The 20,859-nt window shown below is 61.3% G+C and carries 19 protein-coding genes and 1 tRNA gene; 9 read left to right on the plus strand and 11 right to left on the minus strand.

Features of this window, described 5'->3' with window-relative positions:
• Nucleotides 1–35: 35 nt before the first annotated feature.
• Nucleotides 36–112: transfer RNA gene (locus tag AC07T0_RS19155), tRNA-Arg, on the minus strand.
• Nucleotides 113–391: 279 nt separating this feature from the next.
• On the opposite strand from AC07T0_RS19155, the gene folD reads away from it, so the two are divergent.
• Nucleotides 392–1,246: a bifunctional methylenetetrahydrofolate dehydrogenase/methenyltetrahydrofolate cyclohydrolase FolD gene (folD, locus tag AC07T0_RS19160; RefSeq protein ID WP_495002698.1), complete on the plus strand. Its 855-nt coding sequence runs from the start codon at nucleotides 392–394 to the stop codon at nucleotides 1,244–1,246.
• Between the two features lie 95 nt (nucleotides 1,247–1,341).
• On the opposite strand, the gene cysS is transcribed toward folD, so the two are convergent.
• Both cysS and AC07T0_RS19170 read right to left on the minus strand, forming a co-directional pair.
• A complete protein-coding gene (gene cysS / locus AC07T0_RS19165) occupies nucleotides 1,342–2,724 on the minus strand; it encodes a cysteine--tRNA ligase (protein ID WP_495002699.1) in 1,383 nt (460 codons plus the stop codon).
• A gap of 18 nt (nucleotides 2,725–2,742) precedes the next feature.
• Nucleotides 2,743–4,440, minus strand: a complete 1,698-nt coding sequence (locus AC07T0_RS19170; RefSeq protein ID WP_495002700.1) for a glutamine--tRNA ligase/YqeY domain fusion protein — start codon at nucleotides 4,438–4,440, stop codon at nucleotides 2,743–2,745.
• A gap of 258 nt (nucleotides 4,441–4,698) precedes the next feature.
• Here AC07T0_RS19170 and AC07T0_RS19175 point away from each other — a divergent pair, with 258 nt between their 5' ends.
• Both AC07T0_RS19175 and AC07T0_RS19180 read left to right on the plus strand, forming a co-directional pair.
• Nucleotides 4,699–5,202: a peptidylprolyl isomerase gene (locus AC07T0_RS19175; protein WP_495002701.1), complete on the plus strand. Its 504-nt coding sequence runs from the start codon at nucleotides 4,699–4,701 to the stop codon at nucleotides 5,200–5,202.
• Nucleotides 5,199–5,930, plus strand: a complete 732-nt coding sequence (locus tag AC07T0_RS19180) for a UDP-2,3-diacylglucosamine diphosphatase (protein WP_495002702.1) — start codon at nucleotides 5,199–5,201, stop codon at nucleotides 5,928–5,930. The genes AC07T0_RS19175 and AC07T0_RS19180 overlap by 4 nt, the downstream gene beginning before the upstream one ends.
• 55 nt (nucleotides 5,931–5,985) lie before the next feature.
• On the opposite strand, the gene AC07T0_RS19185 is transcribed toward AC07T0_RS19180, so the two are convergent.
• Genes AC07T0_RS19185 through AC07T0_RS19200 form a run of 4 tightly spaced genes read right to left on the minus strand, consistent with a single transcriptional unit; the run spans nucleotide 5,986 to nucleotide 10,729 of the window.
• Entirely contained in the window at nucleotides 5,986–7,515 is a 1,530-nt protein-coding gene (locus AC07T0_RS19185) for a DHA2 family efflux MFS transporter permease subunit (RefSeq protein ID WP_495002703.1), read from the minus strand.
• A gap of 60 nt (nucleotides 7,516–7,575) precedes the next feature.
• Nucleotides 7,576–8,772, minus strand: a complete 1,197-nt coding sequence (locus AC07T0_RS19190; protein ID WP_495002704.1) for an HlyD family secretion protein — start codon at nucleotides 8,770–8,772, stop codon at nucleotides 7,576–7,578.
• Between the two features lie 15 nt (nucleotides 8,773–8,787).
• Nucleotides 8,788–10,257: an efflux transporter outer membrane subunit gene (locus AC07T0_RS19195; RefSeq protein ID WP_495002705.1), complete on the minus strand. Its 1,470-nt coding sequence runs from the start codon at nucleotides 10,255–10,257 to the stop codon at nucleotides 8,788–8,790.
• A complete protein-coding gene (locus tag AC07T0_RS19200; protein WP_495002706.1) occupies nucleotides 10,247–10,729 on the minus strand; it encodes a MarR family winged helix-turn-helix transcriptional regulator in 483 nt (160 codons plus the stop codon). Before AC07T0_RS19200 ends, AC07T0_RS19195 begins: the two co-directional genes overlap by 11 nt.
• A 202-nt stretch (nucleotides 10,730–10,931) precedes the next feature.
• Here AC07T0_RS19200 and AC07T0_RS19205 point away from each other — a divergent pair, with 202 nt between their 5' ends.
• Nucleotides 10,932–11,114 carry a type II toxin-antitoxin system HicA family toxin gene (locus AC07T0_RS19205; RefSeq protein ID WP_100942776.1) on the plus strand — a complete coding sequence of 61 codons (183 nt, stop codon included), beginning with the start codon at nucleotides 10,932–10,934 and terminating at the stop codon, nucleotides 11,112–11,114.
• 23 nt (nucleotides 11,115–11,137) lie between these two features.
• Nucleotides 11,138–11,542: a type II toxin-antitoxin system HicB family antitoxin gene (locus tag AC07T0_RS19210; RefSeq protein WP_103499481.1), complete on the plus strand. Its 405-nt coding sequence runs from the start codon at nucleotides 11,138–11,140 to the stop codon at nucleotides 11,540–11,542.
• Here the strand turns inward: AC07T0_RS19210 and AC07T0_RS19215 are convergent.
• Nucleotides 11,539–12,153, minus strand: coding sequence for a MiaE family protein (locus AC07T0_RS19215; protein ID WP_495002707.1), 615 nt, complete (start codon nucleotides 12,151–12,153; stop codon nucleotides 11,539–11,541). The genes AC07T0_RS19210 and AC07T0_RS19215 overlap by 4 nt on opposite strands.
• A 225-nt stretch (nucleotides 12,154–12,378) precedes the next feature.
• Here AC07T0_RS19215 and AC07T0_RS19220 point away from each other — a divergent pair, with 225 nt between their 5' ends.
• A complete protein-coding gene (locus tag AC07T0_RS19220; protein ID WP_495002708.1) occupies nucleotides 12,379–13,242 on the plus strand; it encodes a universal stress protein in 864 nt (287 codons plus the stop codon).
• A 158-nt stretch (nucleotides 13,243–13,400) separates the two neighbouring features.
• Here the strand turns inward: AC07T0_RS19220 and AC07T0_RS19225 are convergent, their stop codons facing one another.
• A complete protein-coding gene (locus AC07T0_RS19225) occupies nucleotides 13,401–13,871 on the minus strand; it encodes a DUF1289 domain-containing protein (RefSeq protein WP_495002709.1) in 471 nt (156 codons plus the stop codon).
• A gap of 456 nt (nucleotides 13,872–14,327) precedes the next feature.
• Here AC07T0_RS19225 and acnB point away from each other — a divergent pair, with 456 nt between their 5' ends.
• Nucleotides 14,328–16,928: a bifunctional aconitate hydratase 2/2-methylisocitrate dehydratase gene (acnB, locus tag AC07T0_RS19230; protein ID WP_495002735.1), complete on the plus strand. Its 2,601-nt coding sequence runs from the start codon at nucleotides 14,328–14,330 to the stop codon at nucleotides 16,926–16,928.
• A gap of 205 nt (nucleotides 16,929–17,133) precedes the next feature.
• Here the strand turns inward: acnB and queF are convergent, their stop codons facing one another.
• Together queF and copI are read right to left on the minus strand one after the other, a co-directional pair.
• A complete protein-coding gene (queF, locus tag AC07T0_RS19235; protein WP_495002710.1) occupies nucleotides 17,134–17,964 on the minus strand; it encodes an NADPH-dependent 7-cyano-7-deazaguanine reductase QueF in 831 nt (276 codons plus the stop codon).
• Nucleotides 17,965–18,047: 83 nt separating this feature from the next.
• Nucleotides 18,048–18,578: a copper-resistant cuproprotein CopI gene (gene copI / locus AC07T0_RS19240; protein WP_495002711.1), complete on the minus strand. Its 531-nt coding sequence runs from the start codon at nucleotides 18,576–18,578 to the stop codon at nucleotides 18,048–18,050.
• Nucleotides 18,579–18,733: 155 nt separating this feature from the next.
• Between copI and AC07T0_RS19245 the strand changes: the two genes are divergently transcribed.
• Both AC07T0_RS19245 and AC07T0_RS19250 read left to right on the plus strand, forming a co-directional pair.
• Nucleotides 18,734–19,414, plus strand: a complete 681-nt coding sequence (locus AC07T0_RS19245; protein ID WP_495002712.1) for a heavy metal response regulator transcription factor — start codon at nucleotides 18,734–18,736, stop codon at nucleotides 19,412–19,414.
• Nucleotides 19,414–20,775 (plus strand): heavy metal sensor histidine kinase, encoded by a 1,362-nt coding sequence (locus AC07T0_RS19250; RefSeq protein ID WP_495002713.1) that lies wholly within the window; start codon nucleotides 19,414–19,416, stop codon nucleotides 20,773–20,775. Before AC07T0_RS19245 ends, AC07T0_RS19250 begins: the two co-directional genes overlap by 1 nt.
• Nucleotides 20,776–20,859: the final 84 nt, after the last annotated feature.

Raw genomic sequence — 20,859 nt, forward strand, 5'->3', positions numbered from 1 at the left:
CACCATATTGCGTTACTTGTGCCAAAGCTGCCTAATGGCGCACCCGGCAGGACTCGAACCTGCGACCATCCGCTTAGAAGGCGGATGCTCTATCCAGCTGAGCTACGGGCGCCTTATTAATCTGTATTCGCTGACGACTACAAACCAAGTGCTTCAATCTTGCTGAGCCAGACATCAACTCTGCTCGACCTTCTCAACCAGTGCTAGGCTATGCCCGACAAGCGCGACAGATGTTATAGACGAGTCGAAAGGTCGTCAACTCCTTTTTGAAAAAAACTCAGAAATATAAAGGGCTTAGGGGAATATCCGGACCAAGCGCCTTTGCCCTCGCGCCACGACATGCGAGAATGCGCACTCTTTTTCAACCCCTCTCGATGGTTAATCACGCGTCATGACTGCACAACTAATCGACGGCAAAGCGATCGCCGCCCATCTGCGCAAGCAGATCGCCCAACGTGTCGCCGAGCGTCGCCAGCAGGGCCTGCGCACGCCAGGCCTCGCGGTGATTCTGGTCGGCAGCGATCCTGCCTCTCAGGTTTATGTTTCGCACAAGCGTAAAGACTGCGAAGAGGTCGGCTTCATTTCACAAGCCTATGACTTGCCCAGCGACACTACGCAACAGGCGCTCACCGAGCTGATCGATCGCCTCAATGACGATCCGCAGATCGACGGCGTGCTGCTGCAATTGCCGCTGCCGGAACATCTGGACGCCTCCAAACTGCTGGAGCGCATTCGCCCGGACAAGGACGTCGACGGCTTCCATCCTTATAACGTCGGCCGCCTGGCCCAGCGCATCCCACTGCTGCGTCCGTGCACTCCGAAAGGCATCATGGCCCTGCTGGAAAGCACCGGGGTCGATCTTTACGGGATGGATGCGGTGATTGTCGGCGCCTCCAATATCGTCGGTCGCCCGATGGCCATGGAGCTGCTACTGGCCGGCTGCACCGTGACCGTCACCCACCGCTTTACCCGTGATCTGGCCGGCCATGTCGGCCGCGCCGACCTGGTCGTGGTGGCCGCTGGCAAGCCGGGCCTGGTCAAGGGTGAGTGGATCAAGGAAGGCGCCATCGTCATCGACGTCGGCATCAACCGCCAGGCAGACGGCAAGCTGGTGGGCGACGTGATCTACGAAACCGCCCTGCCCCGCGCCGGCTGGATCACTCCGGTCCCGGGCGGCGTAGGCCCGATGACCCGCGCCTGCCTGCTGGAAAACACCTTGTATGCCGCTGAAACGCTGCATGCCTGAAGCCAGGAGGCCTCCCGCGGTGCCACGCCGCTGAGAGACCTTCAGCCAACAAAAAACCGCCGAATGGCGGTTTTTTGTTTTTACCCAGGTCCGACTCAGTCAGCCAGACGCCAGGTGGTGCCGCCCTTGCCGTCTTCCAGCACCACGCCCATCGCGGTGATCTGGTCGCGGATCCGGTCGGATTCCGCCCAGTCCTTGTTGGCCCGCGCCGTCAGGCGCGCCTGGATCAACGCTTCGACTTCAGCCGCGTCGACCCGCCCTTCGGCGCCCGCCCGCAGGAAATCATCGGCTTCCAGCTGCAAGACACCGAGCACGCTGGCCAGTTCTTTCAGACGCGCGGCCAGACCGGCCGCAGCCGCCGGATCGCTCTCGCGCAGACGGTTGATCTCGCGCACCATTTCGAACAACACCGCACAAGCTTCCGGCGTGCCGAAGTCGTCGTTCATCACCTGGGTGAAACGCTCGACAAAAGCCTCGCCACCGGCTGCCGGCACCTTCGGCAGGCCTTTCAACGCATGGTAAAAACGCTCCAGGGCACCCTTGGCGTCTTTGAGGTTGTCTTCCGAATAGTTGATGGCGCTGCGGTAGTGGCTCGATACCAGCAGGTAACGCACGACTTCCGGGTGATACTTGTCCAGCACGTCGCGAATGGTGAAGAAGTTGTTCAAGGACTTGGACATCTTCTCGCCATTGATGCGAATCATGCCGCAGTGCATCCAGGCATTGGCGTAGGTCTTGCCGGTGGCCGCCTCGCTCTGGGCGATTTCGTTTTCATGGTGCGGAAACTCGAGGTCGCTGCCGCCGCCATGAATATCGAAGGTCTCACCCAGACAGCAGGTGGACATCACCGAGCACTCGATATGCCAGCCCGGACGCCCGGCACCCCATGGCGATTCCCAGCTCGGCTCGCCGGGCTTGGCGCCTTTCCACAGGACGAAGTCCAGCGGGTCCTGCTTGGCTTCGTCGACTTCGATCCGCGCACCGATGCGCAGGTCTTCGATTTTCTTGCGCGACAGCTTGCCGTAGCCCATGAACTTGGCGACGCGATAGTACACGTCGCCATTGCCCGGAGCGTAGGCGTAACCCTTGTCGATCAAGGTCTGGATCATGCTCAGCATGCCCGGGATATGATCCGTGGCGCGCGGCTCCATGTCCGGCTTGCGGATGTTCAGGCGCGCCTCGTCCTCGTGCATCGCGGTGATCATGCGCTCGGTCAGCGCCCCGAACGATTCGCCGTTCTCGTTGGCCCGATTGATGATCTTGTCGTCGATGTCAGTGATATTGCGCACATACGTCAGGTCGTACCCGCTGAAACGCAACCAGCGGGTCACCAGGTCGAAAGCAACCATGCTGCGACCATGGCCCAGGTGGCAGTAGTCATACACGGTCATCCCGCAGACATACATGCGCACCTTGTTGCCATCCAGCGGCTTGAAGACTTCTTTGCTCTTGGTGAGCGTGTTGTAGATCGTTAGCACAACGCTTTCCTTAAAGAATCACTGGCCCCACGAATCACGCAAGGTCACGGTACGGTTGAAGACCGGAGCACCGGGTTTCGAGTCCTTGATATCCGCGCAGAAGTAACCTTCGCGCTCGAACTGGAAACGGTCTTCCGGCTGTGCATTGCCCAGCGAGGGTTCAGCACGACAACCAGTGAGCACTTGCAGGGAGTCAGGGTTGATGTTGTCCAGGAAACTGGCGCTGTCTTCGGCCTTCTCGGGGTTGGCCGAACGGAACAGACGATCGTACAGGCGCACTTCGCACTCGACGCTGGCCGCCGCCGGCACCCAGTGGATCACGCCCTTGACCTTGCGGCCCTCGGGGTTCTTGCCCAGGGTCTGCGGGTCATAGGAACAGCGCAGCTCGACGATATTGCCGTCGGCATCCTTGATCGCCTCATCGGCACGGATCACATAGCTGCCGCGCAGGCGCACTTCACCGCTCGGTTCCAGGCGCTTGTAGCCCTTGGGCGGCTCTTCCATGAAGTCTTCGCGATCAATGTAGATCTCACGGGCGAATGGCAATGCGCGCACGCCCATGTCTTCTTTCGGGTGGCGCGGCAGTTCGAGGTTCTCGACCTGGCCTTCCGGGTAGTTGGTGATCACGACTTTCAGCGGGCGCAGCACGCACATGGCGCGCGGGGCACTGTGGTCGAGGTCGTCACGGATACTGAATTCCAGCATGCCGAAATCCACCACGCCATCGGAACGGTTGGTACCGATCATTTCGCAGAAATTGCGGATCGATTTCGGCGTATAGCCACGACGACGGAAGCCCGACAGCGTCGACATGCGCGGGTCGTCCCAACCGTTGACGTATCCCTCGTCGACAAGCTGCTTGAGCTTGCGCTTGCTGGTGATGGTGTAATTCAGGTTCAAACGGCTGAACTCGTACTGGCGCGGGTGCGCCGGCACTGGCAGGCTGTCCAGGAACCACTCATACAGCGGACGGTGGCTTTCGAACTCCAGGGTGCAGATCGAGTGGGTAATGCCTTCGATAGCATCCGATTGACCATGGGTGAAGTCGTAGTTCGGGTAGATGCACCACTTGTCGCCGGTCTGGTGGTGATGTGCATGGCGGATGCGATACATGATCGGGTCGCGCAGGTTCATGTTCGGCGAAGCCATGTCGATCTTGGCCCGCAGCACGCGTGCACCGTCCGGAAACTCACCAGCGCGCATGCGCGCAAACCAGTCGAGGTTCTCTTCCACCGAACGCTCGCGGAACGGGCTGTTCTTGCCCGGTTCGGTCAGGCTGCCACGGTATTCCTTGGCCTGCTCCGGGGTCAGGTCGTCGACATAGGCCTTGCCGGCCTTGATCAGTTCCACCGCCCAGTCGTGCAACTGGTCGAAATACTGCGAGGCGTAGCGCACTTCACCGGACCACTCGAAACCCAGCCACTTGACGTCGCTTTCGATGGCATCGATGTATTCCTGGTCTTCCTTGGCCGGGTTGGTGTCGTCGAAACGCAGGTGCGTGACGCCACCGAACTCCTGGGCCAGGCCGAAGTTCACGCAGATCGACTTGGCGTGGCCAATGTGCAGGTAGCCGTTAGGCTCGGGCGGGAAGCGCGTCACGATCTGAGTGTGCTTGCCCGAGTCCAGGTCGGCCTGAATGATCGGGCGCAGGAAGTTGACCGGGACAGCCGGTCCGGTCTTGGCGTTCGAGGTAGGGTCGACAGTGGGCTTGCTCATAGGATCCTTGGGCTTGCGGGTGCGCGGCCGGGTCGGCCTGATCAATCAAAACGGATATCATAGCCGATGCGATCAAGCCCCTGACAGTGGCGCGCCGAAAACGGGGCCTATTAATAGCGACTGGATGAAAAAACCGCCTCGAAATTCCCGCGCCGCACGCTAAACTGCGCAACCTGGTGGATTGATGCCAGATCGGTTCGGACCCGCGGGCGCTACCCGCACTCCGAAACCCACGAATTCCTTCAAAGAGTAGCCAAGATGACCCAAGTCAAACTAACCACCAACCACGGCGAAATCGTCCTGGAACTGAATGCCGAGAAAGCCCCGATCACCGTGGCCAACTTCATTGAGTACGTCAACGCCGGCCACTACGAAAACACGGTGTTCCACCGTGTGATCGGCAACTTCATGATCCAGGGCGGCGGTTTCGAGCCGGGCATGAAAGAAAAGAAAGACAAGCGCCCGAGCATCCAGAACGAAGCCGACAACGGCCTGCCGAACGAGAAGTACAGCGTCGCCATGGCCCGTACCATGGAGCCGCATTCGGCCTCCGCGCAGTTCTTTATCAACGTCACCGACAACAGCTTCCTCAACCACAGCGCCAAGACCGTCCAGGGCTGGGGCTACGCGGTATTCGCCAAAGTGGTTGCCGGCACTGACGTGGTCGACAAGATCAAGGGCGTGGCCACCACCATGAAGGCCGGCCACCAGGACGTACCCGCAGAAGACGTGATCATCGAGAAAGCCGAGATCGTTGAGTGATACTGCTGATTTCAGATTTGCATCTGGAAGAGGAGCGCCCGGACATCACCCGGGCGTTTCTGGATTTCCTCGCCGGACGCGCCCGTTCGGCACAAGCGCTGTATATCCTGGGCGATTTTTTCGAAGTCTGGATCGGCGACGATGCCATGACCCCCTTTCAAAGCTCGATCTGCGCCGCCTTGCGCACGTTGAGCGACAGTGGCACGCAGGTTTTCCTGATGCACGGCAATCGCGACTTCCTGCTCGGCAAGGCCTTCTGCAAAGCGGCCGGCGCCACCCTGCTCAAGGACCCGAGCGTGGTGCGGATGAATGACGAGCCCGTGCTGCTGATGCACGGCGACAGCCTGTGCACGCGGGACGAGGCTTATATGCGCCTGCGTCGTTATCTACGCAACCCCATCACCCTGTTCATCCTCCGGCACCTGCCACTGCGCAGCCGCCACAAGCTAGCGCGCAAACTGCGCAGCGAAAGTCGCACGCAGACACGGATGAAAGCCAATGACATTGTTGATGTGACGCCGCCGGAGGTCGTGCGGGTCATGCAGCAGCATGGCGTGCAGACCCTGATCCATGGCCATACCCATCGACCAGCCATTCACAAGTTGCAACTCGGCGCGCAAGCGGCGAAACGGATTGTGCTGGGCGATTGGGATCGCCAGGGCTGGGCCTTGCAGGTGGATGAGCAGGGTTTCCAGCTGGCGGCGTTTGATTTCACGCCGCCAGCCTGAACACAGAATCCCTTGTGGCGAGGGGGCTTGCCCCCTCCACATCAGCACCTCGCCGTCAGTGTCCGGCCGCCGCCGGCCCGGCCTTCGCCGCGAACGGTGGCTTGGCCAGCCATACCAACAGCATCAAGGCCATGAAGCCCCAGCCCAGCAGCGTGAAGTAATCCACGGTCGAGAGCATGTAGGCCTGGCTGGTGAGCACCTGTTCCAACTGAGCATAAGCCGGGCTGCCCGCCCCGCCGAGATTGCCCAGGACATCACGGGTCGCCGGGTCGAAGGGGGTGATGCTTTCACTCAGGTAAGCATGGTGCTGGTCGGCCCGGCGAATCCAGATCCAGGTCGTCAGCGAGGCCGCGAAGCTCCCCCCCAGCGTACGCAGGAAGGTGGCCAGACCGGCACCATCGGCGATCTGGCTCGGTGGCAGGTCCGACATCAGGATGCTCAAGGTCGGCATGAAGAACAGCGCCACGCCGATCCCCATGAACAGCTGCACCATGGCGACATGCTGGAAGTCCACCTCGTTGGTGAACCCGGCGCGCATGAAGCAGCTCAGGCCGATCGCCAGGAACGCCAGGCCGGCGAGCAAGCGCAGGTCGACCTTGTTGGCATATTTACCGACGAAAGGCGACATCAGCACCGGCAGGATTCCGATCGGCGCCACCGCCAACCCCGCCCAGGTGGCGGTGTAACCCATCTGGGTCTGCAGCCACTGCGGCAGGATCAGGTTGATGCCGAAGAATCCGGCGTAGCCAAGGACCAGCACAATGGTCCCGATCCGGAAGTTGCGATGGGCGAACAGGCGCAGATTGACCACCGGATGTTGGTCGGTCATCTCCCAGATCACGAACACTGACAGGGCAATCGCCGAGATAACTGCACCGATCACGATGAAGTTCGACTCGAACCAGTCCAGATCATTGCCTTTGTCGAGAATCACCTGCAAGGCCCCCACACCGATGATCAAGGTCAACAAGCCGACATAGTCCATTGGCTGGCGACTGATCTCCACCGGTCGGCTCTTGAGTTGCTGGCGCACCACCATGGCGGCGAATACGCCGATGGGTACGTTGATAAAGAAGATCCACGGCCAGCTGTAGCTGTCGGTAATCCAGCCACCGAGAATCGGTCCGGCAATCGGCGCGACCACCGTGACCATCGCCAGCAGCGCCAGGGCCATGCCGCGCTTGGCCGGCGGATAGACCGCGATCAACAGCGTCTGGGTCATCGGGTACAGCGGCCCGGCCACCAGCCCTTGCAGCACGCGAAAGCCCACCAGCTCGGGCATCGAGGTGGAAATACCACAGAGAAACGAAGCCATTACAAACAGGATCGTCGCCCAGATAAACAGCTTCACCTCGCCAAACCGCCGGCTCAGCCAACCGGTCAGCGGCAAGGCGATGGCGTTGCTCACGGCAAAAGAGGTGATGACCCAGGTGCCCTGCTCCGAACTCACGCCCAGGTTGCCGGAAATGGTCGGCAAGGCCACGTTGGCGATGGTGGTGTCGAGCACCTGCATGAAAGTCGCCAGCGACAGGCCGATGGTACTGAGCAACAGGCTGGGCGGAGTGAAAGATGCGTTCGAGCTCATCGCGAATCCTTGGAAACGAGGCAGCTGCCGCGACGTTCGGGTCGCGGCAGGATTGGCGACTCAGCGTTGCGCGGTTTTCGCCGCGGTGGCGCTGTTTTCATGGATCAGACGGGTAATCACCGCATCGGCATCGGCCAGTTGCTGGGTGTACACGTTGGTGCTGAACGAAGCTTTTTGTGGCGGCTGCTGGGCCAGCACCGGACCGCTCTGGTCATGCAGATTGACGTCGACCTGGGTCGACAGGCCGACCCGCAGCGGGTGTTTGGCCAGCTCTTCGGCGTTGATATGAATACGCACGGGGACCCGCTGGACGATCTTGATCCAGTTGCCGGTGGCGTTCTGCGCCGGCAGCAAGGCAAAGGCGCTGCCGGTGCCAGCACCGAGACTGTCGATGGTGCCGCTGTATTTCACCGAACTGCCATACAGGTCAGCCTCGATGTCCACCGGCTGGCCGATACGCATGTCACGCAGTTGGGTTTCCTTGAAGTTGGCATCGACCCACAGCTGGTCCAGGGGAATCACCGCCATCAGCGCGGTACCCGGCTGAACCCGCTGACCCAGTTGCACGGTGCGTTTGGCGACATAACCGGTGACCGGCGCAATCAGGGTGGTCCGGGCGTTGGCCAGATAAGCCTGGCGCAGTTGCGCGGCCGCGGCTTTGACATCCGGGTGATTGGAAACCACGGTGTCGTCCACCAGGGCGCTGCTGGTGTTGAGTTGATGCTGGGCGTTGTTCAGGGCGCTCTGGGCGGAGGTCAGGTCGTCACGGGCGTGGGACAGTTCCTCCTGGGAAATCGCACCACCGGCCGCCAGGTTCTTGCGGCGAGTGAAGTTATCCTGGGCTTTCTGTACCGCGGTCTTCTGCTCCGCGACCTGGGCCTTCATACCGTCGACATTGCTGTAGAGGCCGCGCACCTGACGCACGGTCTTGGCCAGGTTGGCCTCGGCGCTTTGCAGGCCGACCTCGGCATCGCTCGGGTCGAAGTTCAGCAGCACCTGGCCTTCGTGCACCAGGTCGCCGTCGTCGGCGCCGATGCTGACCACGGTGCCGGTCACCAGCGGCGTGATTTCCACCACGTTGCCATTGACGTAGGCGTCGTCGGTGCTTTCGCTCCAGCGCCCGTAGACTTCATGCCAGCCCCAGACGCCGAGGCCGCCGAGGATCACCAGCAGGGTGAGACCGGTCAGCATGACTTTGCGCTTGCGTGAATTGCCAGCGTCCTGGGTTGTTTCAGTAGTGTTGGTTGCAGTGGCCATGGCAGGTACCTTGAATTAATAAGTCTGAGCCGAGGGGCGGGTGGCGTTTGCGGCGATGTTGTCGGCCTGAAAACCACCGCCCAAGGCCTGCATCAGCTGGATGGAAAAATCGATCTGCTGGGCATTCAGGTCCGCCAGTTGACGCTGGGCCTGCAACAGGGTCTGCTCGATGGTGAGCACGTCCAGGTAGTTGCCGATGCCGGCGCCATAGCGCTGCAACACGGTGTTATAGGAGTCCTGGGCGATATCCGCCGCATGTTGCTGGGCCACGATCTGCTGGCCGAGGGCGCGCAACTGCTGGAGGGTGTCGCTGACATCGCCCAGCGCCTGGACCAGGCTCTTGTTGTACTGCGCCACCGCCAGATCGTAGTCGGCGTCCTTGGCATCGAGGCCGGCGCGCAGGCGACCACCGTCGAAAATCGGCAGCGAGACAGTCGGGGCAATGCTGAAGAAGCGACTGGCGGAACCGAACAGGGCGTCGCCCAGCAGCGATTCACCACCGGCGGTGGCACTCAGGTTGAGGTTGGGGTAGAAGCGGGTCTTGCCAGCGGCAATGTCCTTGCTCGCGGCCTCGACGCGCCAGCGTGCGGCCACCAGGTCCGGGCGCCGTCCCAGCAGTTCCGCCGGGAGCACCGACGGCAGAGCCACGGCACTCGGCTGGAGAATCTTCGGCCGGGCGATCTCATTACCACGATCCGGCCCCTTGCCCAGCAGGACGGCCAGGGCGACCTTGGCACTTTGCAGCTTTTTCCCGGCGTCGATCACTTGCTCTTCGGCGCTGGCGGCGAGGCTTTCGGTCTGTTGGTACTGGTAGTGGCTGTCGATGCCGGAGCTCAGGCGGCGCTTGCCCAGGTCCAGCAGCTTGTGAGTGCGCTGCAGATCATCGTTGGCCAGGTCATAGACGATATGCGCCTGCCCCAGGTTGCTGTAGGCCCGCGCCACGTCGGCGGCAAGGGTCAATTGCGCGGCCTGACGATCGACTTCGGCGGCACGCGCCTGACCCAACGCGGCTTCCCAGGCATCCCGCTGACCACCCCAGAGATCGAAGCTGTAGTTGAAGCTGACGCCCAGCTTGCGCACGGTGTCATAGACCCCGCCGCGACCGCTGGGGTCCTGGTCTCGCGCCAAGCGCGAACGGCTGACACTGCCGCTGGCATCCAGGGTCGGCATCCGCGCCGCATCGGCGGCAGAGGCCGCCGCGCTGGCCTGGTGCGCCCGCGCACTGGCGACCTGCATGTCAGGGCTGTCATGCAAGGCTTCGCGGATCAGACCATCGAGTTGCGGGTCGCCGAGGCTTTTCCACCAGTCGTTTTTCGGCCAGGCCGCGGGTGACAGGGTCACGCCCTTGAGGGATTGTGCGGCCTTGAGGTTTTTCGCCTCGAGGCTGACGCCTTCGGTGTGCAGGCCGCTATAGCTGGCGCAACCGGCCAGGAGCATCGACAGGAACACCAGGCTGAAACCGCTACGCAGGGTTTTACTGCTCATTTTTTTCACCCACCCGCAGCAGGGTGATCGAGTCCCCGGCCGCCAGCAAAATTTTTTTCAGGATGTCTTCCAGAGTCCGCAACTCTTGCTCGGTGACAGCCCCCGCCAGTTCGTTCATCGCATCGGCACCGATTTCCGGCAGACGGTCGGCGAGAACCTGCCCCTGTGCCGTGAGCACCAGTTGGACCTGACGCCGATCACCCTCCGAACGCCGACGGGCGAGCAGATCCTTCTGCTCCAGGCGATCGAGCATGCGAGTCATGGAACCGCTGTCCAGGGACAGATGGCGGCACAGTTCGGCCGGGGTATCGACCCCGAACTGGGCCATGATGATCAACACCTTGAACTGCGCGGCCGTGATGCCGTACGGCACCATGTGGGTGTCGATGATCCGGTCCTTGAGCAACGCGGCACGGCCCAGGAGCAAGCCGAGATGGCAGTTGTGAAAGTCGTCCGGGGTGAAATGCTTCATAAGGCCACCAAAAGCTGCTTAGGCAGAGAGTTGCTCAAATATTACTGCTTAGGCAGCTAATGTCAAAGCATTAGTTAGCAGGCTTTTTATTTACCCGATAGAAGGCCAGGTCGCGAATAGATAACTCTAGACACACCTTTGAATTCGATGTTTGATAGCAGGACGGCTAGGATTCCCTGACATACCTGACAAGGAGTCACAGGTGAAAAGCAGGGATTTGATCGCCGAACTGGAGGCCGCTGGCTGGATGCTGCAACGAATCAGGGGCAGTCATCATGTTTTCGTCCACCCCAGCAGCCCCCACTCGATCCCCGTGCCACATCCGAAGAAGGATCTGCCGCTCGGGACCATCAGAAGCATCAGAAAACGGGCGGGCTTGTTATGAACCCGTTCAGTCAGGAGACCATCATGCAATATCCCATCGCCATCGAATGGGGTGATGAACACACCGCCATCGGCATCCAGATTCCGGATATTCCGGGTGCCGTGACCGCCGGCGATACGTTCGAGGAGGCGTATAACGCCGCCCTGGAAATCGCCCATATCATGCTCGAGGAGATCGTTTCGAACGGCCAGCCCGTGCCGACGCCATCGCCCTCCTTCACCCATCGGAAAAATCCCGAGTTCGCGGATATGGGCTGGGGCATGCTGGAAATCGATATCTCGCCCTATCTGGGCAAGACCGAGAAGGTCAACGTGACGCTTCCCGGCTTTGTGATCCAGCGCATCGACCGTTACGTGCGCGACCACCGGATCAAGAGCCGTTCATCGTTCCTCGCGGACGCGGCGCTGGAAAAGCTGGTCCGCACTTAAGCACCGGCAAGGGCCGGGACACCGCTGTGGAAGCGGAATTCGTCGTCGGGCGACTCGATCAGTTCCTGCTCGACCGCCCGCACCCGCTCGATGACCCGGCCAATATCCTCGGCGTCGCCGTACTGGTAGGCCAGTTTCAGGTAGCCCTGGAAATGCCGGGCCTCGCTCTTGAGCAGGCCGAAATAGAATTTGCCCAATTCTTCGTCCAGGTGCGGCACCAGGGCTTCGAAGCGCTCGCAGCTGCGCGCCTCGATAAAGGCACCGACCACCAGGGTGTCCACCAGCTTGACCGGTTCGTGGCTACGGACCGCCTTGCGCAGCCCCGAGGCATAACGACCGGCGGACAACTGCTGCAACTCGATCTTGCGTCGCTTCATCAGGCGCATGACCTGTTCATGGTGCACCAGCTCTTCCCGGGCCAGGCGCGACATCAGGTTGATCAGGTCGACATGGGAATGGTACTTGGCGATCAGGCTCAACGCGGTGCTGGCCGCCTTGAACTCGCAGTTCTTGTGGTCGATCAGTAGCGTTTCCTGATCCGCCAACGCCGCCTGCACCCAGCCTTGCGGGGTCGGGCAACCGAGGAACTCGTGGATTTCCGGCAGAGTCACAGGAAAACTCCCGTCACAGGAAAGGCTTGGCAGGGGTGCAGCACGGGAATAGTCGACATGGGACTCACAAAAACCGGGGGGGGCAGGCAGGACAAGGCCGCCGATTATACGGGGCCCGGGGCAGATCGCCAGCCACCGCACTTGATATGCATCAAGGTTGCAGTCGGCAGACTGCAACTATAGTTGTAAGCAGTCGCCTTCAACCTTCCTTGGAGCACCCCGACCATGCAAGCCATCCGCAGCATCCTGGTGATACTCGACCCCGACCACGCCCACAGCCTGGCCCTCAACCGCGCCAAGCTGATCGCCGGGGTCACGGATGCGCACCTGCACCTGTTGATGTGCGACCCCAAGCACGATCACAGCGCCCTGCTCAGCCTGCTCAAGAGCCAATTGCATGACGACGGCTACAGCGCCACGGCCGAGCAGGCCTGGGACCAGACCCTGCACGACACCATCATCGGTGTGCAACAGGCCGAAGGCTGCGGCCTGGTGATCAAGCAGCATCGCCCCGACAGCCCGCTGAAAAAAGCCCTGCTGACCCCTTCCGACTGGAAACTGCTGCGTTACTGCCCCTCCGCCGTCTTGATGGTCAAGACCGAGACGCCCTGGTCAGGCGGGGTGATTCTCGCGGCGGTGGACGTGGGCAACACCGATGACGAACACCGCCATCTGCACGCCAGCATCATCGATCACGGCTATGACATCGCCAGCCTGGCTAAGGGCCATCTGCACGTGATCAGCGCTCACCCCTCGCCCATGTTGTCGGCCGCCGATCCGGTGTATCAGCTCAGGGAAACCATCGAAGGCCGTTATCGCGATCAATGCCGAGACTTCCAGACGCAATTCGATATCGATGACGAGCACCTGCACATCAAGGAAGGCCCCGCCGACGTGCTGATTCCCCATATGGCCCGCACACTCGGGGCCGCGGTGACGGTGATCGGCACGGTGGCACGCACCGGGATTTCAGGGGCACTGATCGGCAATACTGCGGAAGTGGTGCTCGATGTACTGGAAAGCGATGTGCTGGTGCTGAAACCCCAGGAAATCATCGATCACCTGGTGGAGACCGCACCGCGGCCCTGAAGGTATCTAGCGACCTTTTGATCGCCTTCGCGGGCAAGCTCCGCTCCCACAGGTCCCGTGCCGTACACAAAATTCAGACCTGACTCAAAAACACGGTGGGGGCGGAGCTTGTCGGGACGCCGCACCGCTGCGAAGAGGCCAGAATAGGCGCAACAGCTTCAGGCGCCGAACGCATCCTTGAGAAAACCCGGGGCGATATAGCGCTGGTAATGCGCCTCGGACAGCAGGAAAAACTCCCGGTCGATGGCATCGCGCAGCTCCGGCAGGCCCCAGTCGCGAAACTCCGGTAACAGCACCATGCCGTAGGCCTCCAACTGGCTGATCACCCGCGCGCCACGGGCAATCAACTGGTACGCCCAGCAATATTCCGATTGATGCGGCACGAAGCGAATCTTGCGGGCCTCCAATTGCTGGCGCAGCTTGGGCGGATCGAACACCTCGATTTTGGCGACCATGACCTGGACCAGCAATTGCTCCAGGCGCAACCACACCGCACGCTTCTCTTCCTCGTTGTAGCCGTTCCAATGGATGACTTCATGATGGAAGCGCTTGCAGCCGCGGCACACCAGATCGCCGTAAACAGTGGAGCAGAGGCCGACGCAGGGAGTCTTGATGGTCTGATTGGACATGGGCAGGGGGCACGCGAAAAAGCAAAACAGGTCCGCATGTTAGCCCTTTGTCTAACAAGGGTCACCCCCGAACCTGTAGGGCTTAACTTACCTTTCTTTGGAATATACCGTAGAATCAGCCTGCCTTTTTAGGCGCCAATGTCCGTTGGAAGCTGTTTTCAAAGCGTCACGAGCACAGTGTAGGGTGAAATTACGTCCGATGACGCTTCACCCATCGGGCGTAAATCGCCCTCGATCCTAAAGAACGGCGTTGGCGCAGGAATTCCCCCCGGAAACCCCTGCGCCGACCCTCATCAGCTCCCGTTCCGCAGGCGTAAAACTTTGAAAACAGCTTCTGTTGGAAAGCTTGGAAACTCTGGCTAAGCGGCTCAAAAAGCCCCGCAGCGCATGAGTGCCGTGCATTTCTGGATGAGCGTCCCGGACACCCATTTGGGACCACTGATGAGGGTAATAACTGTGCTTGAAGCCTACCGCAAACATATCGAAGAGCGTGCAGCACTGGGTATCGTGCCCCAGCCGCTTAACGCCGAACAAACCGCAGGCCTGGTCGAGCTGCTGAAGAATCCCCCGGCTGGCGAAGAAGCTTTCCTCGTTGACTTGATCACCAACCGCGTTCCGCCTGGCGTGGACGAAGCGGCCTACGTCAAGGCCGGTTTCCTTTCCGCCCTGGCCAAGGGCGAAGTCAAATCCCCCCTGATCGACAAGAAGCGCGCGGTAGAACTGCTCGGCACCATGCAGGGCGGCTACAACATCGTGACCCTGGTCGAGCTGCTGGACGACGCTGAGCTGGCCGCCGTTGCCGCCGCGCAACTCAAGCACACCCTGCTGATGTTCGATGCCTTCCACGACGTCGCGGAAAAAGCCAAGAACGGCAACGCTCACGCCAAGGAAGTGATCCAGTCCTGGGCCGACGGCGAGTGGTTCAAGAACCGCCCGGTACTGGCCGACAAGATCAGCCTGCGCGTGTTCAAGGTCACCGGCGAAACCAACACCGACGACCTGTCGCCGGCACCAGACGCCTGGTCGCGTCCGGATATCCCGCTGCACGCCCTGGCCATGCTGAAAATGGCCCGTGACGGTATCGTCCCGGACCAGCAAGGCGCCATCGGCCCGATGAAACAGATCGAGCAGATGCGCAACGACGGCTTCCCGATCGCCTACGTCGGTGACGTGGTCGGTACCGGTTCGTCGCGTAAATCGGCCACCAACTCGGTGCTGTGGTTCTTCGGCGACGACGTCCCTTACGTGCCGAACAAGCGCGCAGGCGGCTTCTGCTTCGGCAGCAAGATCGCCCCGATCTTCTACAACACCATGGAAGATGCCGGCGCACTGCCGATCGAGTTCGACGTTACCAACATGAACATGGGCGACGTGATCGACCTGTACCCACATGCTGGCAAAGTCACCAAGCACAACAGCGATGAAGTCCTGACCACCTTCGAAATGAAGACCCCGGTCCTGCTCGACGAAGTCCGTGCCGGCGGTCGTATTCCGCTGATCATCGGCCGTGGCCTGACCGAGAAGGCGCGCACCGAACTGGGCCTGCCACCTTCGACCCTGTTCAAGCTGCCGGAAGCCCCGGCTGAAAGCACCAAGGGTTACACCCTGGCGCAGAAAATGGTCGGCAAGGCCTGCGGCGTGACAGGCGTTCGTCCTGGCACCTACTGCGAGCCGAAGATGACCACCGTCGGTTCCCAGGACACCACTGGCCCGATGACCCGCGACGAGCTGAAAGACCTGGCCTGCCTGGGTTTCTCCACCGACCTGGTCATGCAGTCGTTCTGCCACACCGCGGCCTACCCGAAGCCGATCGACGTCACCACGCACCACACCCTGCCCGACTTCATCATGACCCGTGGCGGTGTTTCCCTGCGCCCGGGCGACGGCATCATCCACAGCTGGCTGAACCGCATGCTGCTGCCGGACACCGTCGGTACCGGTGGTGACTCCCACACCCGTTTCCCGATCGGCATCTCGTTCCCGGCCGGTTCCGGTCTGGTGGCTTTCGCCGCCGCCACTGGCGTCATGCCGCTGGACATGCCGGAATCGATCCTGGTGCGTTTCAAGGGCAAGCTGCAACCCGGTGTCACCCTGCGTGACCTGGTTCATGCCATCCCTTACTACGCCATCCAGAAAGGCCTGCTGACCGTTGAGAAGAAAGGCAAGAAGAACGCCTTCTCTGGCCGCATCCTGGAAATCGAAGGCCTGGAAACCCTGACCGTCGAACAGGCTTTCGAACTGTCCGACGCCTCGGCCGAACGTTCCGCCGCCGGTTGCACCATCAAACTGTCGAAAGAATCGATCGCCGAATACCTGAAGTCGAACATCACCCTGCTGCGCTGGATGATCGGCGAAGGCTACGGCGATGCCCGCACCCTGGAGCGTCGTGCTCAGGCGATGGAAGCCTGGGTAGCCAACCCAGAGCTGCTGGAAGCCGACAAGGACGCCGAGTACGCGGAAATCATCGAAATCGACCTGGCCGACGTCAAGGAGCCCGTGCTCTGCGCGCCGAACGACCCGGACGATGCGCGCCTGCTCTCCAGCGTTGCTGGCGAGAAGATCGACGAAGTGTTCATCGGCTCCTGCATGACCAACATCGGCCACTTCCGCGCTGCGGGCAAGTTGCTGGAACAGGTCAAAGGCCAGTTGCCAACCCGTCTGTGGCTGTCGCCGCCGACCAAGATGGACGCTCACCAGCTGACCGAAGAAGGCTACTACGGCATCTACGGCAAAGCTGGCGCCCGTATGGAAATGCCGGGCTGCTCGCTGTGCATGGGTAACCAGGCACGGGTAGAACCGAACGCCACCGTGGTTTCGACTTCGACCCGTAACTTCCCGAACCGTCTGGGCGACGGCGCGAACGTCTACCTGGCTTCGGCCGAGCTGGCGTCCGTGGCTTCGATCCTGGGTCGCCTGCCGACCGTCGAGGAATACATGGAGTACGCCGGTAAGATCGACAGCATGGCTGCCGACGTTTACCGCTACCTCAGCTTCGACCAGATCGCCGAGTTCCGTGAAGCCGCGGCGAACGCCAAGATCCCGGTCGTTCAAGCCTAAGCTCTACGCGCAATAGAAAAAGCCCCGATTAGTCGGGGCTTTTTTATGTCAGCAGAAACCTGATTTTTACCCAGGGAAATAGGACCTTGAAAACGCTATAAAACCTGTGGGAGCCGGCTTGCCGGCAATGAGGCCCTTGAGTTTTGCATCGTCCTTTCAATCGCCATCGCCGGCAAGCCAGCTCCCACAAGGTTAGCGTTCAACCTTACTGCCGAACCAACCGCAGGTTCTGAAACTCGGCCTTCTCGGTACTGCGATACGGATTGATATCCAACCCGCCCCGCCGCACATAACGCGCATACACGGTCAATTTCTCCGGTTTCAGCAAGCGCTGCAGGTCGAGGAAGATCCGTTCCACACATTGCTCGTGGAAGTCCGAGTGCTGGCGGAAGCTCACCAGGTACGCCAGCAAGCTCGCGTGATCCAGCGCCGCACCGCGATACTCCACCACCACACTGCCCCAGTCCGGCTGGCTGGTCACCGGGCAATTGGACTTGAGCAAATGGCTGTGCACCACCTCCTCGACCCGCCGCGATGCGTCGCAACGCAGCAGTTCCGGACGCGGATGGGCGTAGTCGCTGACGCTGATCTCCAGATCGTCGATGCACACCCCCGGCAAGGCGACTACGCCCTCGGCCTGTACCTCGCTCAAACGGCGGACCCGCACGCCCACCGGCTTGCCGGCCGCCGCCGATAGATCGGCACGCAGCACCGCTTCCAGGCTGGCGGTGTCGACGAACGGCGTCTGGTTCAGGGAATTGAGGTACAGCTTGAAGGACTTGGATTCGATGATATTCGGCGAATCCGCCGGGATACTGAACTCGCCGATCGCCACCACCGGCTTGCCGGACGGCAGCAACCAGGACAACTCGAAGCAGTTCCAGAAGTCCACGCCGACATACGGCAAGGTCTCGGCGCTCAGGCCCAGCTCGGCCCATTTGGCCGCCCGTGGAATCGGGAACAACAAGGAGGGTGTATAGGTGGCGATGTACTCACTGGACTTGCCCAGTGGCGAGTGTTCGGCGGCGGGATGCATGACAAAAACCTGACTGAATAAACCCCGCCAGTCTAGCGCAAATCACCCACTCGCACGAAAGCCCTCGGTCCAGCCAGATCACTTCAAGGTTCGATCTTCAACGTCCCGACCATCCCCGCCTGGTAATGCCCGGGAATATTGCAAGCAAACTGCAGGTTCTCGGCCTGACTGAAGGTCCAGGTCAACTCGGCGGTCTTGCCCGGTTCCACCAGCACACTATTGGGATCGTCATGCTTCATTTCGTGCCCCATGGACGCGTGATCCATACCGGCCATATTCATATCGTTCATCTGCATGCCGGTGGCCGTCAATTGGCCACCCTGCTGCATCTTGAGCATCTCCTGCTGGTGCTCGGCATGGGCCGCCGCATGCCCCAGGTTGAATTCATGCAGCAGATGGCCTTTATTGATCAGCACGAAACGCACGGTTTCACCGGCCTTCACATCCAGCTCCTTGGCACTGAAGGCAATATCGGTCATGGTCACTTCAATAGTGCGCGTGGCCTTGCTCGCCGGTGCCGGCTGGCCGAAGTCGTAGCTGCCCGCAGGCGAGGCCCAGACTGGCAAGCTCAGGACCAGCAAACCGACAAGCAGCAAGCTGTTACGCAAAAACATAGTCACACTCCAACTTCGATGGGCTCCAGATTGTGTGAAACTGTAAGGCCAGGTCGCTGGCATTGAGCTGACCCGCAGATTACAACTTTGTCAGTTTGCCCCTCGTCCACCGCGTGCTCGGTATAACGCACCGTTCCATTTACCACGAGTCATCCATGAAACTGCTGATCGTCGAAGACCAACCAAAAACCGGCCAATACCTGCGCCAGGGCCTGAGCGAGGCCGGCTTCAACACCGAACTGGTGGCCGACGGCACCACCGGCCAACACCTGGCCCTGACCGGCGATTACGCGCTGCTGATCCTCGACGTCATGTTGCCCGGTCGCGATGGCTGGCAAATCCTCCAGGCCGTGCGCAGCGCCGGCCTGGACATCCCGGTGCTGTTCCTGACCGCCCGCGACGCCGTCGAGGACCGGGTCCATGGCCTGGAACTGGGGGCCGACGACTACCTGGTCAAGCCGTTCGCCTTTTCCGAACTGCTGGCCCGAGTCCGCAGCCTGCTGCGCCGAGGCAGCGCCGCCACCCAGGAAACCCAGCTGCAACTGGCCGACCTGCGCCTGGATCTGATTCGCCGCCGGGTCGAGCGGGCCGGACAACGCATCGACCTGACCGCCAAGGAGTTCGCCCTGCTGGAAATGCTCCTGCGCCGCCAGGGCGAGGTACTGCCGAAATCCTTGATCGCGTCGCAGGTCTGGGACATGAATTTCGACAGCGACACCAATGTCATCGAAGTGGCTATCCGCCGCCTGCGCCTGAAGATCGACGACGCTCACAGCCACAAACTGATCCATACCGTGCGCGGCATGGGTTATGTCCTCGAAGAGCGCAACACCTGATGCGCCGCCTGTCCCTGGGCAGCCGCCTGGCCTTGCTGTTCGCCGCCTGCACCGCCGTGGTGTCGTTGAGCGCGGGGGTGCTGTTCAACCGCGCCAGCGAGTCGCACTTCATCGAACTTGACCAGCAACTGCTCGACGCCCGCCTGCTAGCGCTACGCAGCACACTCGCGGGAGTCAAGAACCTCGACGACTTCCAGCAGCGCCGCGAACGGCTGCCTGCCGAAATCAACCTCAGCCCGGATCTGGCCTTGCGCGTCAGCGGCACCGATGGCCAGCGCTGGTTCAATACAGCGAATGCCCTGCCCGGCGACTTGCCGACACAAACGGGGCTCACCAGCCTGTGGATCGAGGGCACTGCCTATCGGGTCTTCAATGCCCCGCTGGAGCCGAACCTGGCCGACTCGCCGCAACTGACCCTGATCCTCGATATCACCCACCACCAGCACTTCCTGCAACGCATGCAGCACCTGATCTGGCTGACGGTCAGCCTCTCGGCCCTGGCCACCGCCCTGCTCGGCGCCTGGGCCGCGCGCAGCGGCTTGCGGCCGTTGCGGCGCATGAGCGAAATCGCCGCCGGGGTCTCGGCCAGCTCGCTGACCCAACGCCTGCCCGAGGAACAGATGCCGCCGGAACTGGCCGAACTGGCGCAGTCGTTCAATGCCATGCTCGCGCGCCTGGATGACTCGTTCCAAAGACTCTCGGCGTTCTCCGCCGATATCGCCCACGAACTGCGCACGCCGCTGTCGAACCTGTTGACCCACACCCAGGTCACCCTGACCCGGCCCCGGCCGCTGGAGGACTATCGCGAAGCCCTGCACAGCAATCTTGAGGAGCTGCAGTGGATGGCGCAATTGGTCAACGACATGTTGTACCTGGCCAAGGCCGATCACGGCCTGCTGACGCCGCGCCGCGAAGCGCTAGAACTGGCCGATGAGGTGGACGCCCTGCTGGAGTTCTTTACGCCGCTGGCGGAAGAGAATCGGGTGCGACTCAAGCGCGATGGCAAGGCGAGCTTGGCGGGAGATCGCGGCATGCTGCGCCGCGCTCTGTCCAATCTGCTGGACAATGCCTTGCGCTTCACCCCGGAAGAGGGCGAGATCACGGTCAGGCTGGAGAATGTGCCGCAGGGCTTGCGGGTCAGCGTCGAGAATACCGGGGAAGGTATTGCGCAGGAATTGTTGCCGCAGCTGTTCGACCGATTTTATCGGGCCGATCCGGCACGCCGCGAAGGCAGCAGTGAACATGCGGGGTTGGGACTGGCGATTACCCAGTCGATCATTCGTGCCCATGGCGGGCAGATTCGTTGTGAGTCAGAGGCGGGCTGGACACGGTTTGTGATCGAGTTACCGCGTCAGGCTTAAGACCACGTCGCGGCCTTCGCGGGCAAGCTCCGCTCCCACACTGTTTCTGAGTCAGGCCTGGATTTTGTGTACGGCACAGGACCT

This window comes from Pseudomonas sp. GW821-FHT04D07 (assembly GCF_059420225.1).